Source organism: Brachybacterium sp. GCM10030252 (assembly GCF_042666535.1).
In the GTDB taxonomy this organism is placed as follows: Bacteria; Actinomycetota; Actinomycetes; order Actinomycetales; family Dermabacteraceae; genus Brachybacterium.
In genome coordinates, this window is sequence record NZ_JBHTDM010000031.1 from 1 (window position 1) to 19,255 (window position 19,255).

Consider the following 19,255-nt stretch of genomic DNA (forward strand, 5'->3'; position numbering starts at 1 on the left):
ACAGAGCCTCACACTGAGGAGCGGCAGCCACTGTACGGGCCAATCACCGGATGGAAGCGATCCAACCACCGCGACATCCGCGGCACCACAGAGCCTCACACTGACGCCACTGTAGACCGCAGCGCCTGAATCCTCGGGAATCCTCGGGCACCGGAATCCTCCGGCATCCGCGCGAGAGGCGTCGCTGCCCTGCGGTGCTCCGCCCCACTCGTGGCGGGCCCGCCCCGTCAAGCGCCGGCAACCTTTGGGGCGTGAGGGCAAAAACTTGGCAATGACCCGGTTGACCTAGCCGTCCACGCCCAGGTCCGACCGTAGATTGACGGAGGTTGTTCGGCGACGCGTACTTCCCCTGTCCGGCGTCGCGCTCGGACAGACGCAGGAACCCGGAATGTGCAGTCGTACTGGAAGCAGGTCGAGATACGTGGCGAATCATCGCGCTGACGGACGCGCCACGGTGCGCAAGCACCGTGCCATCGGAGGAACTCATCGCGACGCGACCCTCCCCGCCGGTGTGGTGAAGGTCAGCGTGCTCGGAGCACTCGCGACCGCCACGATCGCCGCACCGCTGGCCGCTGCCGCGGCCGGGGTCGACGAGGACATGCCCCAGAGCGCGTCCCAGGCGTCCGAGGCCGGCTCCCGGGGCCAGGGTGACTCCGCGAAGCAGGCCGGCCCCGCCGCCGAGGTCCCGCCCGTCGCCCTCCCGGTCGCCGAGGCCGCCGGCTCTGCACAGCAGGCCGCGGCCGAGACCCGTGCGGACGAGGACAGCGCCAGCCGGAGCGAGGAGCGCACCGCTCCCGCCGAGGAGGACGCCGCGTCCGAGGAGCCCGCAGAGGATCTCGGCATCGAGGTGGAGCTCCCCGAGCCCGAACCCGCGGTGAGCGAGAGCTCCGCCGGGGCAGCCGGCAGCAGCGGGTACGTCCGTCCCGTCAGCGGCCCCATCACCTCCGGCTTCGGCGGTCGCATGCACCCCGTGCTGGGCTACTTCAAGGGCCACGACGGCGTCGACTTCGGTGCCAGCTGCGGCACCCCGGTCCACGCCGCGAAGGGCGGGACCGTCGTCGCCGTCGAGTACCACCACGCCTCCGGCAACCGCGTGAAGATCGACCACGGCAACGGGGTCATCACCGGCTACTACCACCTGCAGGGCTTCAACACCTCTGTCGGTGCCACGGTCGAGGCCGGCGAGGTCGTCGGCTACGTCGGCACCACCGGGCGCTCCACCGGCTGCCATCTCCACTTCGCGAAGATGGACGAGGCGGGCAACTACTCCAACCCGATGTCGCTGCTGCAGTGAGCCGCACCCCGGTCGTCCTCGGCGTCGAGTCGTCCTGCGACGAGACCGGATTCGGGATCGTCTCCGACGGCGTCCTGCTCGGTCAGGGCCTCGCCTCCAGCGCCTCCCAGCACGCCGAGTTCGGGGGAGTGGTCCCCGAGATCGCCGCCCGCGCCCACCTGGACGCCGCGGTCCCCACCCTGCGCATCGCCCTCGCCGACTCCGGTGTCGAGGCCGAGGACATCACCCACGTCGCCGTCACCTCCGGACCCGGGCTGGCCACCGCCGTCCACGTCGGCCTCGCCGCCGCGAAGTCCGTCGCCTGGGCCCTGGACAAGCCGCTGTTCGGCGTCCACCACCTGGCCGGTCACGCCGCCGCGGACACCCTCGAGCACGGGCCGCTGCCGGAGCGCAGCATCATCCTCATCGTCTCCGGCGGCCACACGTCGATCCTCGCCGTCGGCGATCTCGTGCGCGACCCGATCGAGCATCTCGGCGACACCCTCGACGACGCCGCCGGTGAAGCCTTCGACAAGGTCTCCCGGCTGCTCGGCCTGGGCTACCCCGGCGGGCCCGCCATCTCGCGCGCCGCGGCAGGCGGCGACCCGGGTGCCTTCTCCTTCCCCCGCGCCCTGCTGCGCCCCGGCGATGCGCCCTTCACGTTCTCCTTCTCGGGTCTCAAGACGGCCGTGGCGCGCACGGTCGAGACCCTCGAGCGCGCCGGTGAGCCGGTGCCGGTCGCCGATATCGCCGCCTCCTTCGAACAGGCCGTGGTGGATGTGCTGGTGACCAAGTCGCTGCGCGCCGTCCGCGAGCGGGAGCTGGACACCCTGGTCATCGTCGGCGGCGTGGCCGCGAACGCACGCCTGCGGTCCGTGGCGCAGGAGCGCTGCGATGCGGCGGGCGTCGAGCTGCGGATCCCGCCGCCGCGGCTGTGCACCGACAACGGCGCCATGATCGCCGCCGTCGGGGACCTGCTGGTCCGCTCCGGCGCCGACCCCAGCGGGCTGCGCATCGCCGCGGATCCGTCCGCGGTCCTGCACGGGGCCCAGCTGCCGCTGCCGCGGTGAGGTCCCTCTCACACCGGCGCCGCCTGCCCGGCACGGATGGTCATCCCGGCGCGTGGTGTTGCTAGACTTCCGTGGTCGGCCCGCGTAGCTCAGTGGATAGAGCGTCTGCCTCCGGAGCAGAAGGTCGTAGGTTCGAATCCTGTCGCGGGCACTGACACCCGGAGCCGGGGCACCGTCAGCACGGTGCCCCGGCTCTCTCATGTGACGAGGTCGCGCATCTGTACGCGACGCTCAGGCGCGGAGGGCGGCGAGCGAGCCCGCTCGGGCCCGCTCGCCGCCCGCTCCTCAGCCCTGCGGCCCGCGCAGCTCGACCAGGCGCTGCAGCAGCGAGCGGACCGCGTCGATGTCCTCGATCCGCAGCCGGGCCGCGGTATCCCCGCCGCCCACCTTGATCCCGACGTCGCCCTCGCCGAGCTGGGAGAAGACGGACTCGTCGGTGACGTCGTCGCCCAGGTACAGCCACGCATCGGCCGCGCTGGCGCGGGCGAGGGCGTCGATCGCCGCACCCTTGGAGGTGTGGACGACCGAGAACTCCACGACCTCCTTGCCGGGGGTGACGGTGACGTCGGGGAGGGTGACGGCGTACTCCAGGGCGGCCTCGGTCGCGTTGATCGAGCCCCGCCCGCGCGCGTTGCGCGTGTGCAGCACGGCGGCCGCCGGCTTCGTCTCGACCTCGGCACCCGGATGCGCACGGGAGATCCGGTTCAGGTTGCCGGTGATCGCGGCGAGCAGGTCCTCCTTCTCGGGGGACATGGTCAGCGCCGCGGAGTCCAGCACCTCGGCCTGCATCCACGGCGGCAGCGCACCGACCTCGGCGCCGTGCGAGCCGACCAGCACCACCGAGCTCGGCATCGAGGTGTGGGAGTCGAGATTGCTCAGCGCCCTGCCGGAGACCAGCGCCACCGCGACGCCGGGCATCTCGGAGAGGTCGCGCAGCGCCATCAGGGCCTCGGGGTCGGGCTGGACGGCGTCGCGGTCGGCGACGATCGGCGCCAGCACCCCGTCGAAGTCGGAGGCCACGAGGATCCGCGGGACGGTGGCGAAGTCGCGCAGGGCGGACTCGACCGCCTCGGGGTCGCTGGGCTCGTCCCCGGTCAGCCGGATGACGGGCTTGGCCACCTGCTCGGGACGCCCGATCTGCTCCAGCTCGTGGAGGAAGGCGTGCGCCCAGGCCTGGACGTCGTTCTCCATCACCTGGTGGCGCAGGGAGCGCATCGACTCCTCCTGCTCCTCCGGCGGCATCGTCAGCGCCCGCAGGATCGCGGCCTTCAGGTCATCGATGTCGTGGGGATTGACCGTCACCGCGGCGCGGAGCTCGTCGGCGGCGCCGGCGAACTCGCTGAGCACGAGCACGCCCTGGAGATCCGGACGGGAGGCCACGTATTCCTTGGCCACCAGGTTCATCCCGTCCCGCAGCGCCGTGACGAGCACGACGTCGGCCGTCATGAACAGGGCGGTCATGTCGCGGCGGTCGAAGGAGCGGTGCTGATACGACACGGCGGGACGACCGATCGAGGAGTGGTCGCCGTTGATCCGGCCGACGGTCAGCTCGACCTCGTCGCGCAGCTGCTTGTAGGCCTCGACCCGCTCGCGCGACGGCGTGGCGACCTGGACCATGACGGTGTCCTGGGGATCCACGGAGCCGTCGTCGAGCAGCTCGCCCCAGGCCTTGAGCCGGTGACGGATGCCCTTGGTGTAGTCGAGGCGGTCCACGCCCAGCACGATCTTCTGCGGATCGCCGAGGTCCTTGCGCAGCTGGACGGCCCGCTCGCGCACCTCCGGATCCTCGGTCAGCGCGGAGATCGAGGCGGAGTCGATGGAGATCGGGAACGTCTGGGCCACGACCTCGCGCACCGGGGCGGCGCCCAGACCGGGGACCGAGATGGTCTGCCCGTCCACGTGGTAGCCCAGCAGCTTGCGGACCGCCGCCACGAAGTTCTGGGCGTCGCTCTCACGCTGGAATCCCACCAGGTCCGCCCCCAGCAGCCCGCGCAGGATCTGGTTGCGCTTGGGCAGCTGGGAGAACAGCTCCACGGGCGGGAACGGGATGTGGTTGAAGAATCCGATGCGCACGTCGCTGCGCTCGTCGCGGATCATCCGCGGCACCAGCTGCAGCTGATAGTCGTGGACCCACACCGTCCCGTGCTCCTCGGCGACGGCCGCGGCCTCGCGGGCGAAGCGCCGGTTGGTGCCGACGTAGGAGCCCCACCAGGTGCGGTGGAACTCCGGATCGACGATGACGTCGTGGTACAGCGGCCACAGCGTGGCATTGGAGAAGCCCTCGTAGTACCGCTCGATGTCCTCCTGCTCGAGACGGACCGGGTAGAGGGACATCCCGTCGGCCTCGAACGGCTCGGGCGGCTCCCCGGGCGAACCGGCCCAGCCGACCCACGCCCCGGACTCCACCGTGCGCATCACGGACTCCATCGCGGTGACCAGGCCGCCGGGGCTGGTGACCCACTCGGTCGCCCCGTCGGGCAGGGTGCGGGTGTCGACCGGCAACCGGTTGGCGACCACCACCAGCTGGTGGCCGGGATCGGGACGGGAAGCGGCTGTGGGCACGGTGTCTCCTTCGCGACGTTCGAACGGGAGCGGCCGGGAAGCCCGCGCCGTCGCGCTGCCGGAGGGCGGCGGAGGCCGGCTTCCGCTCCGATATCGGGAGACTACCAAGTGCGATCACTCACCCGGGACACCTCGGCGGCCGCGCTGCCGTCTCAGCAGGCACGCTGACCAGCACAGATGCCCACCGACCGGCCGGACGGGCCGGCACGGCAGCCCCGTCGGCGAGCCCGCGGGGCGGACGCGGCTCCAGCGCCGGCCCGGCTCGGTCTAGGGTCGGGAGTCGCCGCCGCGCCCGCGACCGGCCATCGAGCAGACCACAGGAGCAGACATGCGCGCCCACGAGGCCGGAGCCCTCCACGGCAACGACGCCGCCCCCACCTGGCTGCCGTATCCCACCGACGTCAACACGCTGATCGACGGACTGTGGTCGGAGACCACCGTGCGCGGTGAGGACGGCTCGCTGCGCACCGGCGGCCTCAGCGTCCACGAGATCGCGGAGCAGGTCGGCACCCCCGTCTTCGTCGTCGATGAGCAGGACTTCCGCTCCCGCGCCGTCCGCTTCCGCGACGCGTTCGCCGGCGCCTTCGCCCATCTCGGCGGGTCGGGCGTGTACTACGCCGGCAAGGCGTTCCTGTGCACCGCGGTGGCGCAGTGGATGCAGGAGGAGGGGCTCGGCCTGGACGTCTCCACCGGCGGTGAGCTCGCGGTCGCCCTGCGCGCCGGCTTCCCCACCGAGCGCATCGCCCTGCACGGCAACAACAAGTCCGATGCGGAGATCCGCCGCGCACTGTCCACGGGCGTCGGGCGCATCGTCATCGACTCCCTGGCGGAGATCGACCAGGTCTCCCGTCTCGCCGGGGAGCTCGGCGTGGTCGCCTCGGTGATGCTGCGTGTGACCACCGGCGTCGAGGCCCACACCCACGAATTCATCGCCACCGCCCACGAGGACCAGAAGTTCGGGATCTCCCTGACCGCCGGGGACGCCCTCGAGGCGGTGCGTCGCGTGATCGCCCGACCGGAGACGCTCGACCTGGTGGGCCTGCACTCCCACATCGGGTCGCAGATCTTCGACGTCGGCGGCTTCGAGATCGCCGCCCGCCGGGTGCTGGAGCTGATGGCCCAGGTCCGCGACGAGCTCGGCCGGGAGATCCTCGCGCTCGACCTCGGCGGCGGCTTCGGCGTCATGTACAACACCCAGCACACCCCCTCGACCCCCGAGGAGCTGGCCGCCGGCATCGCCCGGATCATCGAGCAGGAGGCCGCGGCGCTCTCTCTCCCCGTGCCGCACGTGTCCTTCGAGCCCGGCCGCGCGATCGCCGGCCCCTCGACCCACACGCTGTACTCGGTGGGCACCGTCAAGGACGTCCACCTCGGCGGCCCGCATCACCGCGTGTACGTCTCGGTCGACGGCGGCATGAGCGACAACGTGCGCACTGCGCTGTACGACGCGGACTACTCGTGCCTGCTGTCCGGACGCGTCTCCGACGCCGCCCCCGAAGTCGTGCGCGTGGTCGGCAAGCACTGCGAGAGCGGGGACATCGTCGTCAAGGACGAGTACCTCCCGGCCGACGTGCAGCGCGGTGACCTGGTCTCGGTCCCGGTGACCGGCGCCTACTGCTACTCCCTGGCCTCGAACTACAACCACGTCCCGCGCCCCGCGGTGGTCTCCGTGCGCGACGGAGAGCTGCGCACGCTGATGCGTCGCGAGACGGAAGAGGACCTCCTCGCCCTCGACGTCGGCTGAGGAGCGGGCGCGGTCCGTGGGTCCGCGCACAGTTCTTCGTCGTTCATCGACGGTCACGAAGGACCCGTGACCTCCGATACAGTGCCAGAGCCCGCCCCCGGCCACCGCCGGACCGTGTGGAAGGACCACCTCACGCATGTCCCAGAGCTCTCCCGGCAGCCCGCCGTCACCGGCCGGCGCCGACACCTCGACCGAGCTGCCGACCCTGCGCGTCGCCGTGCTCGGAGCCGGCACCGTCGGCACCGAGGTGCTGCGCCTGCTCTCCCAGCAGGGCGTGGACCTCTCCCACCGCATCGGCGCCCGCCTCGAGGTCATCGGCGTCGCCGTGCGCAACCTGACCCGCGACCGCGGGGAGCACGTCCCCGCCGAACTGCTCACCGAGGACGCCACGTCCCTCGTCCAGCAGGCGGACCTGGTCATCGAGGTCATCGGCGGCATCGAGCCCGCCCGCACGCTCCTGCTGGAGGCCATGGCCGGCGGAGCCAGCGTGGTGACGGCGAACAAGGCCCTGCTCGCCCAGGACGGCGCGGCCCTCTACGAAGCGGCCGACATCCACGGCGTGGACCTGTACTTCGAAGCGGCGGTGGCCGGCGCCATCCCCCTGGTCCGGCCCGTGCGCGAGTCCCTGGCCGGTGACCGCATCCAGCGGGTTCTCGGCATCGTCAACGGCACCACCAACTACGTCCTGGACGCGATGACCCGCACCGGGGCGAGCTTCGACGAGGCGCTGGAGAGTGCGAAGGAGCTCGGCTACGCCGAGGCCGATCCCACCGCCGACGTGCAGGGCCATGACGCCGCCGCGAAGGCCTCGATCCTGGCCTCGCTGGCCTTCCACACCCGCGTGCGCCTGTCCGACGTCCACTGCGAGGGCATCACCGAGGTCTCCGCACAGGACATCGCCGCGGCCACCCGGATGGGCCGGACCATCAAGCTGCTCTCGATCATCGAGCGCATCGAGGACGAGACCGGTGAGCGGGTCTCCGCCCGGGTCTACCCGGCACTGATCCCCGACAGCCACCCGCTGGCCTCCGTCTCCGACGCCTACAACGCCGTGTTCATCGAGGCCGACGCCGCCGGGTCGCTCATGTTCTACGGCCAGGGAGCCGGCGGCGCACCGACGGCCTCGGCGATCCTCGGCGACGTGGTCTCCGCGGCCCGTCAGCGCGTGCGCGGGGGAGTGGGCCCGCGCGAGTCGCGCTACGCCGAGCTCGACGTGATCGCGATCGACGACCTGCGCAGCGCCTTCTACGTCTCGCTGACCGTGCAGGACCGCCCCGGCGTGCTCGCCGAGATCGCCGGCACCCTCTCCGGGTACGGCATCTCCATCTCCACCATCCACCAGGAGCTGCTCGAGGGCGACGGGACCGAGCAGCAGGCGCTGGCGAGCATCGGCATCACCACCCACCGCGCCCTGGAGTCGGCGATGACCGCGTCGCTGGACGTCTTCTCCGCGACGGCGACGGTCCTCGGCATCGATTCCGTCCTGCGCATCGAAGGAGAATGACCCCATGGCACACCAGTGGCGCGGCGTCCTCGCCGAATACCGCGAGCACCTGCCCTTCGCCGAGGGCGATACCCTCCTGAGCCTGGGGGAGGGCGGGACCCCGCTGGTGCCCGCCCCGGCTCTGTCCGAGCGCGTGGGCGCAGAGATCCACATCAAGGTCGAGGGACAGAACCCCACCGGCTCCTTCAAGGACCGCGGGATGGTCGCGGCGATGACCAAGGCCGTGGGCGACGGGGCGACCGCCGTGGTCTGCGCCTCGACCGGCAACACCAGCGCCTCGGCCGCCGCCTACGCCACCGCGGCGGGCATGACCTGCGCCGTGCTGCTGCCGCAGGGAAAGATCGCGGCCGGCAAGCTCGCCCAGGCCGTGGTCCACGGTGCCCAGCTGATCCAGGTCGAGGGCAACTTCGACGACTGTCTCGAGATCGCGCGCAAGCTCGACGCCGAGCATCCCGTCGAGCTGGTCAACTCCGTGAACCCGTACCGCCTGCAGGGCCAGAAGACCGCCGCGTTCGAGGTCAGCGACGCCCTGGGCCGCGCCCCGGACATCCACGTCCTCCCGGTCGGCAACGCCGGCAACATCTCCGCGTACTGGATGGGCTATCGCGAATACCACGAGGCCGGGATCACCGCCGCGCTCCCGGCCATGTGGGGGTTCCAGGCGAGCGGCGCGGCGCCCTTCGTCGCCGGTCACCCGATCACCGACCCCGAGACCGTCGCCACCGCCATCCGGATCGGTGCCCCCGCGTCCTGGACCCTCGCCGTCGCCGCCCGCGACGACTCCGGCGGCCTCATCGACGCCGTCACCGATCAGCAGATCCTCGATGCGCAGCGTCTGCTCGCCGCCGAGGTGGGGATCTTCGTCGAGCCGGCGTCCGCGGCCGGAGTGGCCGGCCTGCTCCAGCAGGCCGAGCGGGGCCTCGTCCCGGCCGGCGCCACGATCGCGGTGACGGTGACCGGCAACGGGCTGAAGGACATCGACACGGCGCTGTCCCAGCGCGACATGACCCCGACGGTGATCGGGGCCGACGTCAATGCCGCCGCCGAGGCCATCGGCCTGTGAGGATCCAGCATCCCCGGGTCTCCGTGCGGGTCCCCGCGACCGCGGCCAACCTCGGACCGGGCTTCGACACGCTCGGCCTCGCGCTCGAGCTCTGCGACGACCTCGAGCTCGAGGCCACCACCGGCGGCACGGAGATCCACGCCACCGGTGAAGGCGCCGACTCGGTGCCCGCCGGGGAGGACCACCTCGTGGTGCGCGCCCTGCGTCGCGGTCTGGACCACGCCGGCGCCCCGCAGGTCGGGGTGCGCCTGCGCACCGTCAACCGCATCCCGCACGGCCGGGGACTGGGCTCCAGCGCGGCCGCCACCGTCGCCGGGCTGCTGCTGGCCCGCGGTCTGCTCGCGGAGCCCGAGGCGCTCGACGACGCCGGCCTGCTGCAACTGGCGAGCGAGTTCGAGGGCCACCCCGACAACGCCGCGCCGGCCGTCCTCGGGGGCGTCGCGCTGTCGTGGATGGACGCCGGCAGGGCCCGCGCCGTTCCTCTGACCCATGCCCCGGGGGTCCTCCGCCCGCTGGTGCTGCTGCCGACGGCGACGCTGTCCACCCACCAGGCGCGCGGCCTGCTGCCCGAGACGGTGCCGCGCGAGGACGCGGTCTTCAACGCCTCGCGCGCGGCGCTGCTCGTGCATGCACTCGCCGGTGATCCCGCGCTGCTGATGGAGGCCACCGAGGACCGCCTGCACCAGGAGCAGCGTGCACCGGGGATGCCTCGCAGCCTCGAGCTGATGCGGGTGCTGCGCCAGGAGGGTCATCCCGCGGTGATCTCCGGGGCCGGACCGTCGGTGCTGGTGCTGTCCGGGCGCCGATCCGAGATCGCCCCGCTGGTCCGCCGCATCGTCGACGAGCCCGAGACGTGGCGAATCGCCCAGGTCCCGGTCCGGGAGCGCGCTGCCGCCCCTGTGGTAGGTTGAGCATGCGTCCAGGCGGCATCGTCCGGCCATGAGCACTGCACGAAGACTGTGAGCACTGCGAACACTGCAGCCCACGCGTCGAGCAGGGTTCCGCGTCACGATGCATCTCCCTGATCAGCGTCCCGCATGTTCCTCTGCGCTCCGCGCACGTCGTGCCGAGCAGGCCCGTGCACCGACGCCGACGCACCCCGAAGCACACCAGCAGGCCGATCACCGGTGCCCTGCACCGTGGATACGACTCCTGCTCGGACGAGCTGCTGCGGCACCCGGACCACATCGTCCCTCTGCCACGCAGCGGCACCCCCAGACCAGATCAGGACCGGCATCGGCCGGTCCGACAGGAAGGAACCCGGGTGAACGACACCACTTCCGGCGCAGATCTCGCGGCGAAGAAGCTTCCCGAGCTGCAGTCCATCGCGGCCGGACTCGGCATCAAGGGCGCCCGCCGCCTGCGCAAGGGCGAGCTGATCGACGCGATCCGCGGGGGCGGGTCCACGTCGGCCCCCTCCGCCGCACCCGCCCAGCAGAGCGCCCCGGCCCCGCAGGCGACGCCGCCGGCGGCCGCAGAGCCCGCCGCACCACCCAACGAGTCCGCGACGAGCGAGCCCGCGACCAGGGGCGGCACGTCGACCCGTGAAGCGCAGGAGGAGCCGGCCTCGGCCGCCGAGAGCACTCGCTCCTCCGGCCGCGGCCGTTCCCGCTCGCGCGAGCGGGACGAGAGCACCGAGGCCGCCCCCGACCTCGGGCTGGAACTGCCTGTGGCCAGCGCGGCGACCGAGAGCGCGGCTCGCCGTGACGAGGACCGCGGCCAGGGCGGGCGCCAGGACGACCGCCGCCAGAGCCGCCGCGAGGATCGCCAGGGTGGCGATCGCCGCGAGGACACCGCCGGCCAGGACCGCTCCCGTGACGACAGCGGCAACGAGGACGACGCTCGCCGAGGCGAGGACCGCGCCTCCCAGCAGGACCGCGGCTCCCAGCAGGGCCGGGACCGTCGTGGTGACCAGGATCGCCGTGGCAACCAGCAGGGCGGGAAGCAGCAGGGCGCGGGCCAGCGTCGCCGCCTCGAGGACATCGAGCTGCCCGACCGTTCGGGTGAGGACGAGGACGACCGCGGCCAGGGTGGGGACAACGTCGACGACGATCGTCGCGGCCGGTCGCGCAACCGCAACCGCTCTCGCGACCGCAAGCGTCGCGGCCGCGGCGGTCAGAACGACCAGGGGGGCTACGGCAACCAGGGGAACCAGGGCCAGGGCGGCCAGGGCAACCAGGGCGGCCAGGGCAACCAGGATGGTCGCGGCGACCAGAACGAGGATTCCGAGCCCCGTGAGGGCGAGGAGCTGATGACGGTCGCCGGCATCCTCGATGTCCGGGACAACAACGCCTACATCCGCACCACCGGGTACCTCCCCGGGCCGAGCGACGTCTACGTGACCATGAACCAGGTCCGGCGCGCGGGCCTGCGCAAGGGCGACGCCATCACCGGCCAGGTGAAGCCGCCCCGCGGTGGCGAGGACCAGCAGTTCGAGCAGCCCCAGCGCCACGGCGGCGGACGCAATCGCCGCGGCAAGGGCGGTGGCGGCGGCAACCAGTCCAAGTACGCGGCACTGGTGCAGGTCGACACGGTCAACGGGATGCCCACGGACCGTGCCCGCTCGCGGGTGGACTTCGGCAAGCTCACCCCGCTGTACCCGGACGATCGCCTCCGCCTGGAGACGGCTCCGACCAACCTCGCCCCGCGCGTGATCGATCTGGTCTCGCCCATCGGCAAGGGCCAGCGCGGTCTGATCGTCGCGCCCCCGAAGGCCGGCAAGACCATCGTCATGCAGCAGATCGCCAACGCGATCACCCAGAACAACCCCGAGGTCCACCTCATGGTGGTGCTGGTCGACGAGCGCCCCGAGGAGGTCACCGACATGCAGCGCACGGTCAAGGGTGAGGTCATCGCCTCGACCTTCGACCGTCCCGCTTCGGACCACACGATCGTCGCGGAGCTGGCCATCGAGCGCGCCAAGCGCCTGGTCGAGATGGGCCGCGACGTGGTGGTGCTGCTGGATTCGCTGACGCGCCTCTCGCGTGCCTATAACCTCGCCGCGCCGGCCTCCGGCCGCATCCTCTCCGGCGGTGTCGACGCCTCGGCGCTGTACCCGCCCAAGCGGTTCTTCGGCGCGGCCCGGAACATCGAGCACGGCGGATCGCTGACCATCCTGGCCTCGGCCCTGGTCGAGACCGGCTCCAAGATGGACGAGGTGATCTTCGAGGAGTTCAAGGGCACCGGCAACATGGAGCTGCGCCTGTCCCGTCACCTCGCGGACAAGCGCATCTTCCCGGCCGTGGACGTCAACGCCTCGGGCACGCGCCGCGAGGAAGCTCTCATGGGCAAGGAGGAGCTGGCCATCATGTGGAAGCTCCGCCGCGTGCTCGGCTCCCTCGAGCAGCAGCAGGCCCTGGAACTGCTCATGGAGCGGGTCAAGAAGACCCAGTCGAACACCGAGTTCCTCATGACGGTCCAGAAGAACACGCCGAGCGTGAACGGCCGCAACCCGGACTGACCCTCCGGACGGCGACGAGCCACCCGATGGAGCGCCTGCTGTCATGTCCTGGACGGACATGACAGCAGGCTCTCTCTCATGGGGCGTCGGGCGCCGGGGCAGCCGGCACCTCAGCCCTTGATCGCCCCGGCGGCGATATTGGCGATGAAGTGCCGCGAGCCGATGATGAACACGCCGATCAGCGGGACGACGCTGATCAGCGCTCCCGCCATCACCATCCCGTAGTCGGTGAGGTACAGCGAGTTGAGGTTCTGCAGCGAGGTCTGCAGGGTCTGGCGCTCGGGATCCACGAGCACGATCAGCGGCCAGACGTAGTCGTTCCATGCGGTGATGAACGTGAAGATCCCCAGGAACGCCAGACCCCCTCGCAGCAGCGGGACGGCCACCCGCCAGTAGGTCGCGAAGAAGCCGGCCCCGTCGATGCGCGCCGATTCCACGAGCTCGTCGGGAATCGATCCGGCCGCCATCTGCCGCAGCAGGAAGATGCCGAAGGCGTTGGCCGCTCCCGGGACGATCAGGGCCTGCAGGGTGCCCACCCATCCCAGCTCGGACATGAGGATGAAGCTGGGAACCAGGGACAGGCTGCCGGGCACCAGCATCGTCGCGATCAGCAGCACGAACAGGGCTTTCCGGCCCGGGAAGTCGAACTTGGCGAAGGCGAAGGCCGCCAGCGAGTCGAAGAACATGACCAGCACGGCGCACGCGGTCGAGACGATGATCGTGTTCGTCAGCGACCCCAGCAGGTCGACGCTGGAGACGACGTTGCGGACGTTCTCGGTGAAGCTGGTGCCGAGAGTGAGCTTGGGCGGGTAGCCGAAGATCTCGCCGGTTGTCGACGTCGACATGACGATCAGCCAGTAGAACGGGAAGATCGACAGGAGCACGCCGACGAGCACGCACAGGTGCGTGATGAGTCCTGTGACTCGGCCCCTGGCGACATAGTGCTTCGTGCCCGGGCCGCGCGTCCTCTCCGCCGAGCCCGGGTCCGCGCTCTGATCGGGAACGGGAGTGAGAGTGGTCATCGGCGGGCCTCCGTCGTGGGGGAGATCTTCTTCGCGGGCGTGGGGCGGCCGGTGCCGTCGCCTCTGCCCGAGACCAGGCGCCAGTTGATGATCGAGAAGACGGCGGCGATCAGGAACAGTGCCCAGGCGATGGCTGATCCGTATCCGAAGTCGAACTGGGTGAAGGCCTGGTTGTACTGGTAGAGGACGATCGTCATGCCGGCCTCACCGGCGCCGCCGCTGTCACCGAGCAGGACTTGGGGCTCGGTGAACAGGCTCAGGCCGCCGATGGTCGACGTGATAACCGTGAACAGGATGATCGGCCGGAGCATCGGCACGGTGATCCGGAAGAAGACCTGCGCGAGATTCGCGCCGTCGACCTTCGCCGAGTCGTACAGATCGGTGGGGATCGCCTGGAGGCCTGCGAGGAAGATGATCGCGTTGTACCCGGTGAATCGCCAGATCACCATCACGGCGATCGTGACCTTGATCCCCCAGTTGCTGGAGAGCCACGGGACCGCGTCGATGCCCAGTGCCGTCAAGGCGGAGTTCACCAGGCCGAAGGTGTCGGAGAAGACCGATCCGAAGACAATGGCCATGGCGACCATCGAGGTGACGTTGGGCAGGAAGAACGCGACCCGGTACACCTTGGTGAAGCGGATGTTCTGGTGCAGCAGGAAGGCGATGACCATCGCCAGGAAGAGCATCGGCACCGTGGAGAGGAACCAGATGATGAACGTGTTGGCGACGGCGTTCCAGAAGCGCCCGTCCGTGAGCAGGTACTGGTACTGGGCGAGGCCGACGAAGGAGATGTCCCCCATGCCGTCCCAGTCGGTGAACGACAGCACGATCGAGAACACGATCGGGAACAGCCCGAACACGGCGAAGAGCAGATAGAAGGGGGAGATCGCCAGGTACAGCGGCAGGCGCTCGCGCATCCGTCGCCTCCGGCGGGCGACGTTCTCGCCGCCGCGGGACGTGGGTGCGGTGGTGGCAGTGGTGCTCATTGCTCCACCCCTCTCTTGGCCAGGACCTTCGCGGACTGGGTGAGGGCGTCCTGCCACGCCTGTTCGGGGTCCTTCCCCGCGGTCTCGACGTTGGTGATCTCGAGGGTGAAGGTCCCGGCGATCACGGTCTCCCAGGTGCTGATGAAGGAAGTCGGCACGGTCTCAGCGGCGGCGGAGAAGAACTCCAGCGGGTCCTGGTCGCCGAAGAAGTCGCCCGCGTACTGCATCGTCGGCTCGTCGAACGAGGCAGGTGTGGACGGGAAGAGCTGGACGTCCTGATAGGCGACCGCCTGGTTCTGCGGTGAGTTGACCCAGGTGATGAAGGCCAGGGCGGCCTCGGGGTCCTTGCAGGTGCGGGGGACGGCGGCGAAGGAGCCGCCGTTGTTGCCGGCCCGGACGGGCTGGTCCGCGATGCGCCAGGACCCTGCGGTGTCCGGGGCGGACTCCTCGAGGATCTGTGCCCACCAGGCGGCGCTGATGTTGCCCGCGGTGCGGCCGCTGGACCACGCGGCGTTCTGATCCGTGCCCCGGTCCCGGGGGATCCGGGCGGTGCAGCCCGCCTCGATCGCGGCGACCGTCACGTCCCAGGCCTGCCGTACAGCGGAGTCGGGCCGGTCGTACAGCGGCGCGTCATCGGTGTCGAAGTAGCGCTCGGGACTGGAGTTGAGGAACCCCTCGTAGATCGCCTGGGCGTCATTGACGAGGGCGGATTCGGCGGCGCCGTCGAGCTCACGGCCCAGTTCGACGAACGACTCCCAGGTCGCGATCGCCTCGGAGACCTCACCCGGCTCGCTGGGGAGCCCGGCCTGCTCGAAGACGTCCTGGCGGTAGTAGAACCCGGTGGGCCCGATGTCCAGCGGGAAGAAGCAGAAGCGGCCCGAGGGAGTGGTCCCGAGCTCCCACTTCCACTCGTAGAACTCGTCCTTGACCGCGTCAGCACCGAGTTCGGAGAGATCCAGGAAGAGGTCCTCGTTGGTGAAATAGAGGGCATTGTTCGAGTTGATGTACGTGATGTCGGGGATGTAGGCGTTCCCGGCCAGGCTCGTGCGCAGCTTCGTGTCGAAGTTGGTGCCGATGACATCGGCGCGCAGATGCCGGTCCGTGCCGGGGATCTGCTCTCTCGCCTGGTCGAGCAGCTGCGGGCTCGCGGAGCGATCCCAGTACCACATCACGAGCTGATCGGGATCGTCGGAGATGGACGGGTGGGAGCCGCAGCCGGCCAGTGCCAGCGGGAGCACCGCGGCACCACCCATCAGCGAACGGCGGGACGGCCCGCCCGGGAACAGGGACCTACGTGGTCGTCGTCGTGCGTGCGCGTCGCTCATGCACACCCTCCTCATCGAGTGGCGATCATGGACCGTGAACGTTCACGGGGTGACGCAGATCATGGCATCGGGTGACAGGGGCGTCAACGGTTCGAGGTCGGAGCGTGCTCGGAGGGTCGCGACACGAAGGGGTGTTCCGCTTGTCCTCGCGCCGGTGGTCGAGATAGCGTGACGGGGTCGTGAACGTTCACGGCTCCCCGGACATCGACCCCGAAGGACGACGACGTCTCCATGAGCACCACCTCCACCCCGTTCCGCTGGGCCGTCCTCGGGCCCGGCTCCATCGCCCGTCGCTTCGCCACGCAGCTGCCGTTCTCGCAGGACGGTGTGCTGGTCGCCGTCGGCAGCTCCTCGACCGAGCGGGCCCGCACCTTCGCCGAGGAGTTCCCGCTCCAGGAACCGGGGATCATCGGCGGCTACGAGGAGGTGCTCGCCTCGGACCAGGTCGATGCCGTCTACATCTCGACCGTCCACACCGGCCATGCGCGCCTCGCCGCCGCCGCGCTGGATGCCGGCAAGCACGTGCTGTGCGAGAAGCCCATGACGCCGAACTCCGGGACCACGATGGCGCTCAGCGACCTGGCCGCGCGCAGTGGGAAGGTCCTGCTCGAGGCCTATATGTATCGCTACCACCCGCAGACGGTGCGCGTGCTCGAGCTGGTCGCCGACGGGGCGATCGGCGAGGTCACCCATGTCGACGCCTCCTTCGCCTTCGACACCGGCGGCCGCTCGGGACGTCTGTTCGAGACCGCGACCGCCGGCGGCGGGATCCTCGACGTGGGCTGCTACCCGCTGTCGTTCGCCCGGTTCGTCGCGGGCGCCGCACAGCGGACGGCCTTCGCCGACCCGACCGCGCTGCGCGGAAGCGGCACGATCGGGGAGACGGGCGTGGACGAGTGGGCGAGCGCCGAGGTGACGCTGCCGGGTGACATCACCGCCAGCCTGCGCACCGGGGTGCGCCTCGCCGACCCGCAGACGGCGACCATCACCGGCACCCGCGGCGTGATCCGACTGGCCGACCCCTGGGGGCTGGGGGAGAAGCAGGTGATCGAGCTCGACGTGGTCGGCGAGCAGCCCCAGCGGATCGAGATCCCGTCGGCCGCCCCCTACGCCCTCGAGGCCGACGCGCTCGCACGGGCCGCCCGGGGGGACGGGGTGGTCCCGGAGGTGACGCTCGAGAACTCGCTCGGCCAGGCCCGCGCCCTCGACCTCTGGCGGGAGCAGATCGGACTGCGCTACCCGTTCGAGGCGGACGATGCCGACATCCCCACCCTCACCGGCGCCCCGCTGGTCGCCGGCAGCGTGCAGTCCGGCCCCGCCATGACCTACGGCTCCATCCCCGGGGTGGACAAGAAGGTCTCGCGCCTGGTCATGGGCTGTGACAACCAGATGAACCTCGCCCACGCCTCGGCGATGTTCGACGCGTTCTACGAGATCGGCGGGACCACGTTCGACACCGCCTACATCTACGGCGGCGGCTACGTCGAGAGGCTCTTCGGGAAATGGGTCCGCAATCGCGGCGTGCGCGACGACGTCGTGGTGATCACCAAGGGCGCCCACACCCCCCACTGCGACCCCGAGTCGATCACCCGCCAGCTCGAGGAGTCCCTCGACCGGCAGGGCACCGACCACGCGGACCTCTACATGATGCACCGCGACAACCTCGAGGTCCCCGTCGGCGAGTTCGTCGACGTGATGGACGAGCACCTGCGGGCGGGCCGCTTCCGCGCGTACGGCGGGTCGAACTGGACGCCCGAGCGCGTCGACGAGGCCAACGACTACGCGCGCCGCAACGGCCGCACCGGCTTCACGATCCTCTCGAACCACTTCGGCCTCGCCCAGGCCCTCGACGTGCCGTGGGCCGGCTGCGTCCACGCCACCGACCCGGACTCCAAGGCCTGGCTCCAGGAGCGCGGCATCGCCCTGCTCCCGTGGTCCTCGCAGGCCCGCGGCTTCTTCACCGGGCGCGCGCACCCCGACGACCTCTCGGACCCCGAGCTCGTGCGCTGCTACTACAGCGAGGAGAACTTCGAGCGTCTGGCCCGTGCGCGGACGCTGGGCGAGGAGCACGGCGTGCCCGCCACGGCCATCGCGCTCGCCTTCGTGCTCCATCAGACGTTCCCGACGTTCCCCCTGTTCGGCCCGCGCAGCATCGCCGAGATGCGGTCGTCCACCCTCGGCCTCGGCGTGGAGCTCACCCAGGCCGACCTGGACTGGCTGGACCTGGCATCCGAGACCCGGTGAGCGCGGGGGAGCGCCGGCCGACGATCTTCGACGTCGCCGAGCGTGCGGGCGTCTCCCGGCAGACGGTCTCCCGTGCCCTCAACGACATGGCCGGGATCAGCCCCGCCACCCGGGAGCGGGTGCTGGAGGCGGTGCGCGAGCTGAACTACCGGCCCTCCCGTTTCGGTCGCGGGCTGGTCGAACAGGGGCCGACGACGCTCGGACTGGTCATCATGGACCTCTCGAACGCGTACTACGCCGAGCTCGGCGCCGCGGTCGTGCGCGAATGCTCCACGCGCGGATGGAACGTGGTCCTCGCGGAGGCGGATCATGCTCCTCAGCCCGACACCGTGGCCACCGAGCTCGCCCGGCGCGTCGATGCGATCGTCGGCTACGGCGTGCTGACCAGCGGGATCCGGGAAGGTGCCGGGATGCCGGTGGTCCGGCTGGACGGGTCTGCGGATCAGGTCGACAGCGCCGGAGTGGTCGAGCTGACCATGTCCGGGGCGATGAGGGAACTGGCGGTGCACCTGCGCGACGTCGGCGTCCGTCGTCCCGTCGTGCTCGACCTCGCCGGCGGAGGCATCGGCGAGCGCGCTCGGGAGCTCGCCGCCGCCCTCGGCCCGCTCACCCAGGACGGCGAGGCGGCGATCCACGAGGTCGACGCCCGCAGCGGGCACCGCGAGGCCCTGGAACGAGCGCTCGCCACCGGGGCCGACGCCCTGGTCGCCTTCAACGACGAGCTCGCGGTGCGTCTGCTGCGCACCCTGCACTCCATGGACGTGGCGGTACCCGACCAGGTGCGTCTGGTCGGCATCGACGGCCTCGAGATCTCGGCGCTGGTCAGACCCGAGCTGACCACGCTGAGCATCGACATCGGGGCCCTCGCGCGGGAGACGGTCGAGCTGGTGGCCGGGATGCTGGAGGGGACGACACCGCTCAGCGGCGAGCAGGCGCACCGGGTCGTGCCCTATCGCCTCGAGGTGCGGGGCTCGACCTGAGGCGGCGATGTTGCACACGCCG

General features: G+C 70.9%; 13 protein-coding genes and 1 tRNA gene. 10 read left to right on the forward strand and 4 right to left on the reverse strand.

The window, feature by feature from the left end:
• Positions 1–421 precede the first annotated feature (421 nt).
• From ACFQRJ_RS13795 to ACFQRJ_RS13805, 3 genes are all read left to right on the forward strand, one after another.
• Positions 422–1,294, forward strand: a complete 873-nt coding sequence (locus ACFQRJ_RS13795) for a M23 family metallopeptidase (protein ID WP_377019754.1) — start codon at positions 422–424, stop codon at positions 1,292–1,294.
• Positions 1,291–2,343 (forward strand): tRNA (adenosine(37)-N6)-threonylcarbamoyltransferase complex transferase subunit TsaD, encoded by a 1,053-nt coding sequence (gene tsaD / locus ACFQRJ_RS13800; RefSeq protein WP_377019755.1) that lies wholly within the window; start codon positions 1,291–1,293, stop codon positions 2,341–2,343. The genes ACFQRJ_RS13795 and tsaD overlap by 4 nt, the downstream gene beginning before the upstream one ends.
• 78 nt (positions 2,344–2,421) lie before the next feature.
• A tRNA-Arg gene (locus ACFQRJ_RS13805) sits at positions 2,422–2,494 on the forward strand.
• A gap of 134 nt (positions 2,495–2,628) precedes the next feature.
• Here the strand turns inward: ACFQRJ_RS13805 and ACFQRJ_RS13810 are convergent.
• Complete coding sequence (locus tag ACFQRJ_RS13810; protein WP_377019756.1) at positions 2,629–4,905, reverse strand: bifunctional alpha,alpha-trehalose-phosphate synthase (UDP-forming)/trehalose-phosphatase; 2,277 nt, start codon at positions 4,903–4,905, stop codon at positions 2,629–2,631.
• 328 nt (positions 4,906–5,233) lie between these two features.
• Between ACFQRJ_RS13810 and lysA the strand changes: the two genes are divergently transcribed.
• The 5 genes from lysA to rho all read left to right on the forward strand — a co-directional run bounded on the left by lysA (position 5,234) and on the right by rho (position 12,676).
• Positions 5,234–6,649 (forward strand): diaminopimelate decarboxylase, encoded by a 1,416-nt coding sequence (gene lysA / locus ACFQRJ_RS13815; RefSeq protein WP_377019757.1) that lies wholly within the window; start codon positions 5,234–5,236, stop codon positions 6,647–6,649.
• A gap of 136 nt (positions 6,650–6,785) precedes the next feature.
• Positions 6,786–8,153, forward strand: coding sequence for a homoserine dehydrogenase (locus tag ACFQRJ_RS13820; RefSeq protein ID WP_377019758.1), 1,368 nt, complete (start codon positions 6,786–6,788; stop codon positions 8,151–8,153).
• 4 nt (positions 8,154–8,157) lie between these two features.
• Positions 8,158–9,216, forward strand: coding sequence for a threonine synthase (gene thrC / locus ACFQRJ_RS13825; RefSeq protein WP_377019759.1), 1,059 nt, complete (start codon positions 8,158–8,160; stop codon positions 9,214–9,216).
• On the forward strand, positions 9,213–10,127 hold the full coding sequence (gene thrB / locus ACFQRJ_RS13830) for a homoserine kinase (protein ID WP_377019760.1): 915 nt from the start codon (positions 9,213–9,215) through the stop codon (positions 10,125–10,127). The genes thrC and thrB overlap by 4 nt, the downstream gene beginning before the upstream one ends.
• Positions 10,128–10,480: 353 nt before the next feature.
• Positions 10,481–12,676 (forward strand): transcription termination factor Rho, encoded by a 2,196-nt coding sequence (gene rho, locus ACFQRJ_RS13835; RefSeq protein ID WP_377019761.1) that lies wholly within the window; start codon positions 10,481–10,483, stop codon positions 12,674–12,676.
• A gap of 110 nt (positions 12,677–12,786) precedes the next feature.
• Here rho and ACFQRJ_RS13840 read toward each other — a convergent pair whose 3' ends face one another.
• From ACFQRJ_RS13840 to ACFQRJ_RS13850, 3 genes are read right to left on the reverse strand one after another with little or no spacing between them, the layout of a single operon-like run.
• A complete protein-coding gene (locus ACFQRJ_RS13840; RefSeq protein ID WP_377019762.1) occupies positions 12,787–13,698 on the reverse strand; it encodes a carbohydrate ABC transporter permease in 912 nt (303 codons plus the stop codon).
• Complete coding sequence (locus ACFQRJ_RS13845) at positions 13,695–14,684, reverse strand: carbohydrate ABC transporter permease (protein ID WP_377019763.1); 990 nt, start codon at positions 14,682–14,684, stop codon at positions 13,695–13,697. The genes ACFQRJ_RS13840 and ACFQRJ_RS13845 overlap by 4 nt, the downstream gene beginning before the upstream one ends.
• Positions 14,681–16,009, reverse strand: coding sequence for an ABC transporter substrate-binding protein (locus ACFQRJ_RS13850; RefSeq protein ID WP_377019765.1), 1,329 nt, complete (start codon positions 16,007–16,009; stop codon positions 14,681–14,683). The genes ACFQRJ_RS13845 and ACFQRJ_RS13850 overlap by 4 nt, the downstream gene beginning before the upstream one ends.
• 231 nt (positions 16,010–16,240) lie before the next feature.
• On the opposite strand from ACFQRJ_RS13850, the gene ACFQRJ_RS13855 reads away from it, so the two are divergent.
• Positions 16,241–18,253 (forward strand): aldo/keto reductase, encoded by a 2,013-nt coding sequence (locus ACFQRJ_RS13855; RefSeq protein WP_377019766.1) that lies wholly within the window; start codon positions 16,241–16,243, stop codon positions 18,251–18,253.
• Positions 18,250–19,233 carry a LacI family DNA-binding transcriptional regulator gene (locus ACFQRJ_RS13860; RefSeq protein WP_377019768.1) on the forward strand — a complete coding sequence of 328 codons (984 nt, stop codon included), beginning with the start codon at positions 18,250–18,252 and terminating at the stop codon, positions 19,231–19,233. Before ACFQRJ_RS13855 ends, ACFQRJ_RS13860 begins: the two co-directional genes overlap by 4 nt.
• The last annotated feature ends 22 nt before the right edge of the window (positions 19,234–19,255 follow it).

What these genes read in the sequence shown, in the direction of transcription:
- lysA (WP_377019757.1), top strand. Translation starts at nt 5,234, where the DNA reads ATGCGCGCCCACGAGGCCGGAGCCCTCCACGGCAACGACGCCGCCCCC.
- ACFQRJ_RS13820 (WP_377019758.1), top strand. Translation starts at nt 6,786, where the DNA reads ATGTCCCAGAGCTCTCCCGGCAGCCCGCCGTCACCGGCCGGCGCCGAC.
- thrC (WP_377019759.1), top strand. Translation starts at nt 8,158, where the DNA reads ATGGCACACCAGTGGCGCGGCGTCCTCGCCGAATACCGCGAGCACCTG.
- ACFQRJ_RS13840 (WP_377019762.1), bottom strand. Translation starts at nt 13,698, where the DNA reads ATGACCACTCTCACTCCCGTTCCCGATCAGAGCGCGGACCCGGGCTCG.
- ACFQRJ_RS13845 (WP_377019763.1), bottom strand. Translation starts at nt 14,684, where the DNA reads ATGAGCACCACTGCCACCACCGCACCCACGTCCCGCGGCGGCGAGAAC.
- ACFQRJ_RS13850 (WP_377019765.1), bottom strand. Translation starts at nt 16,009, where the DNA reads ATGAGCGACGCGCACGCACGACGACGACCACGTAGGTCCCTGTTCCCG.
- ACFQRJ_RS13855 (WP_377019766.1), top strand. Translation starts at nt 16,241, where the DNA reads ATGAGCACCACCTCCACCCCGTTCCGCTGGGCCGTCCTCGGGCCCGGC.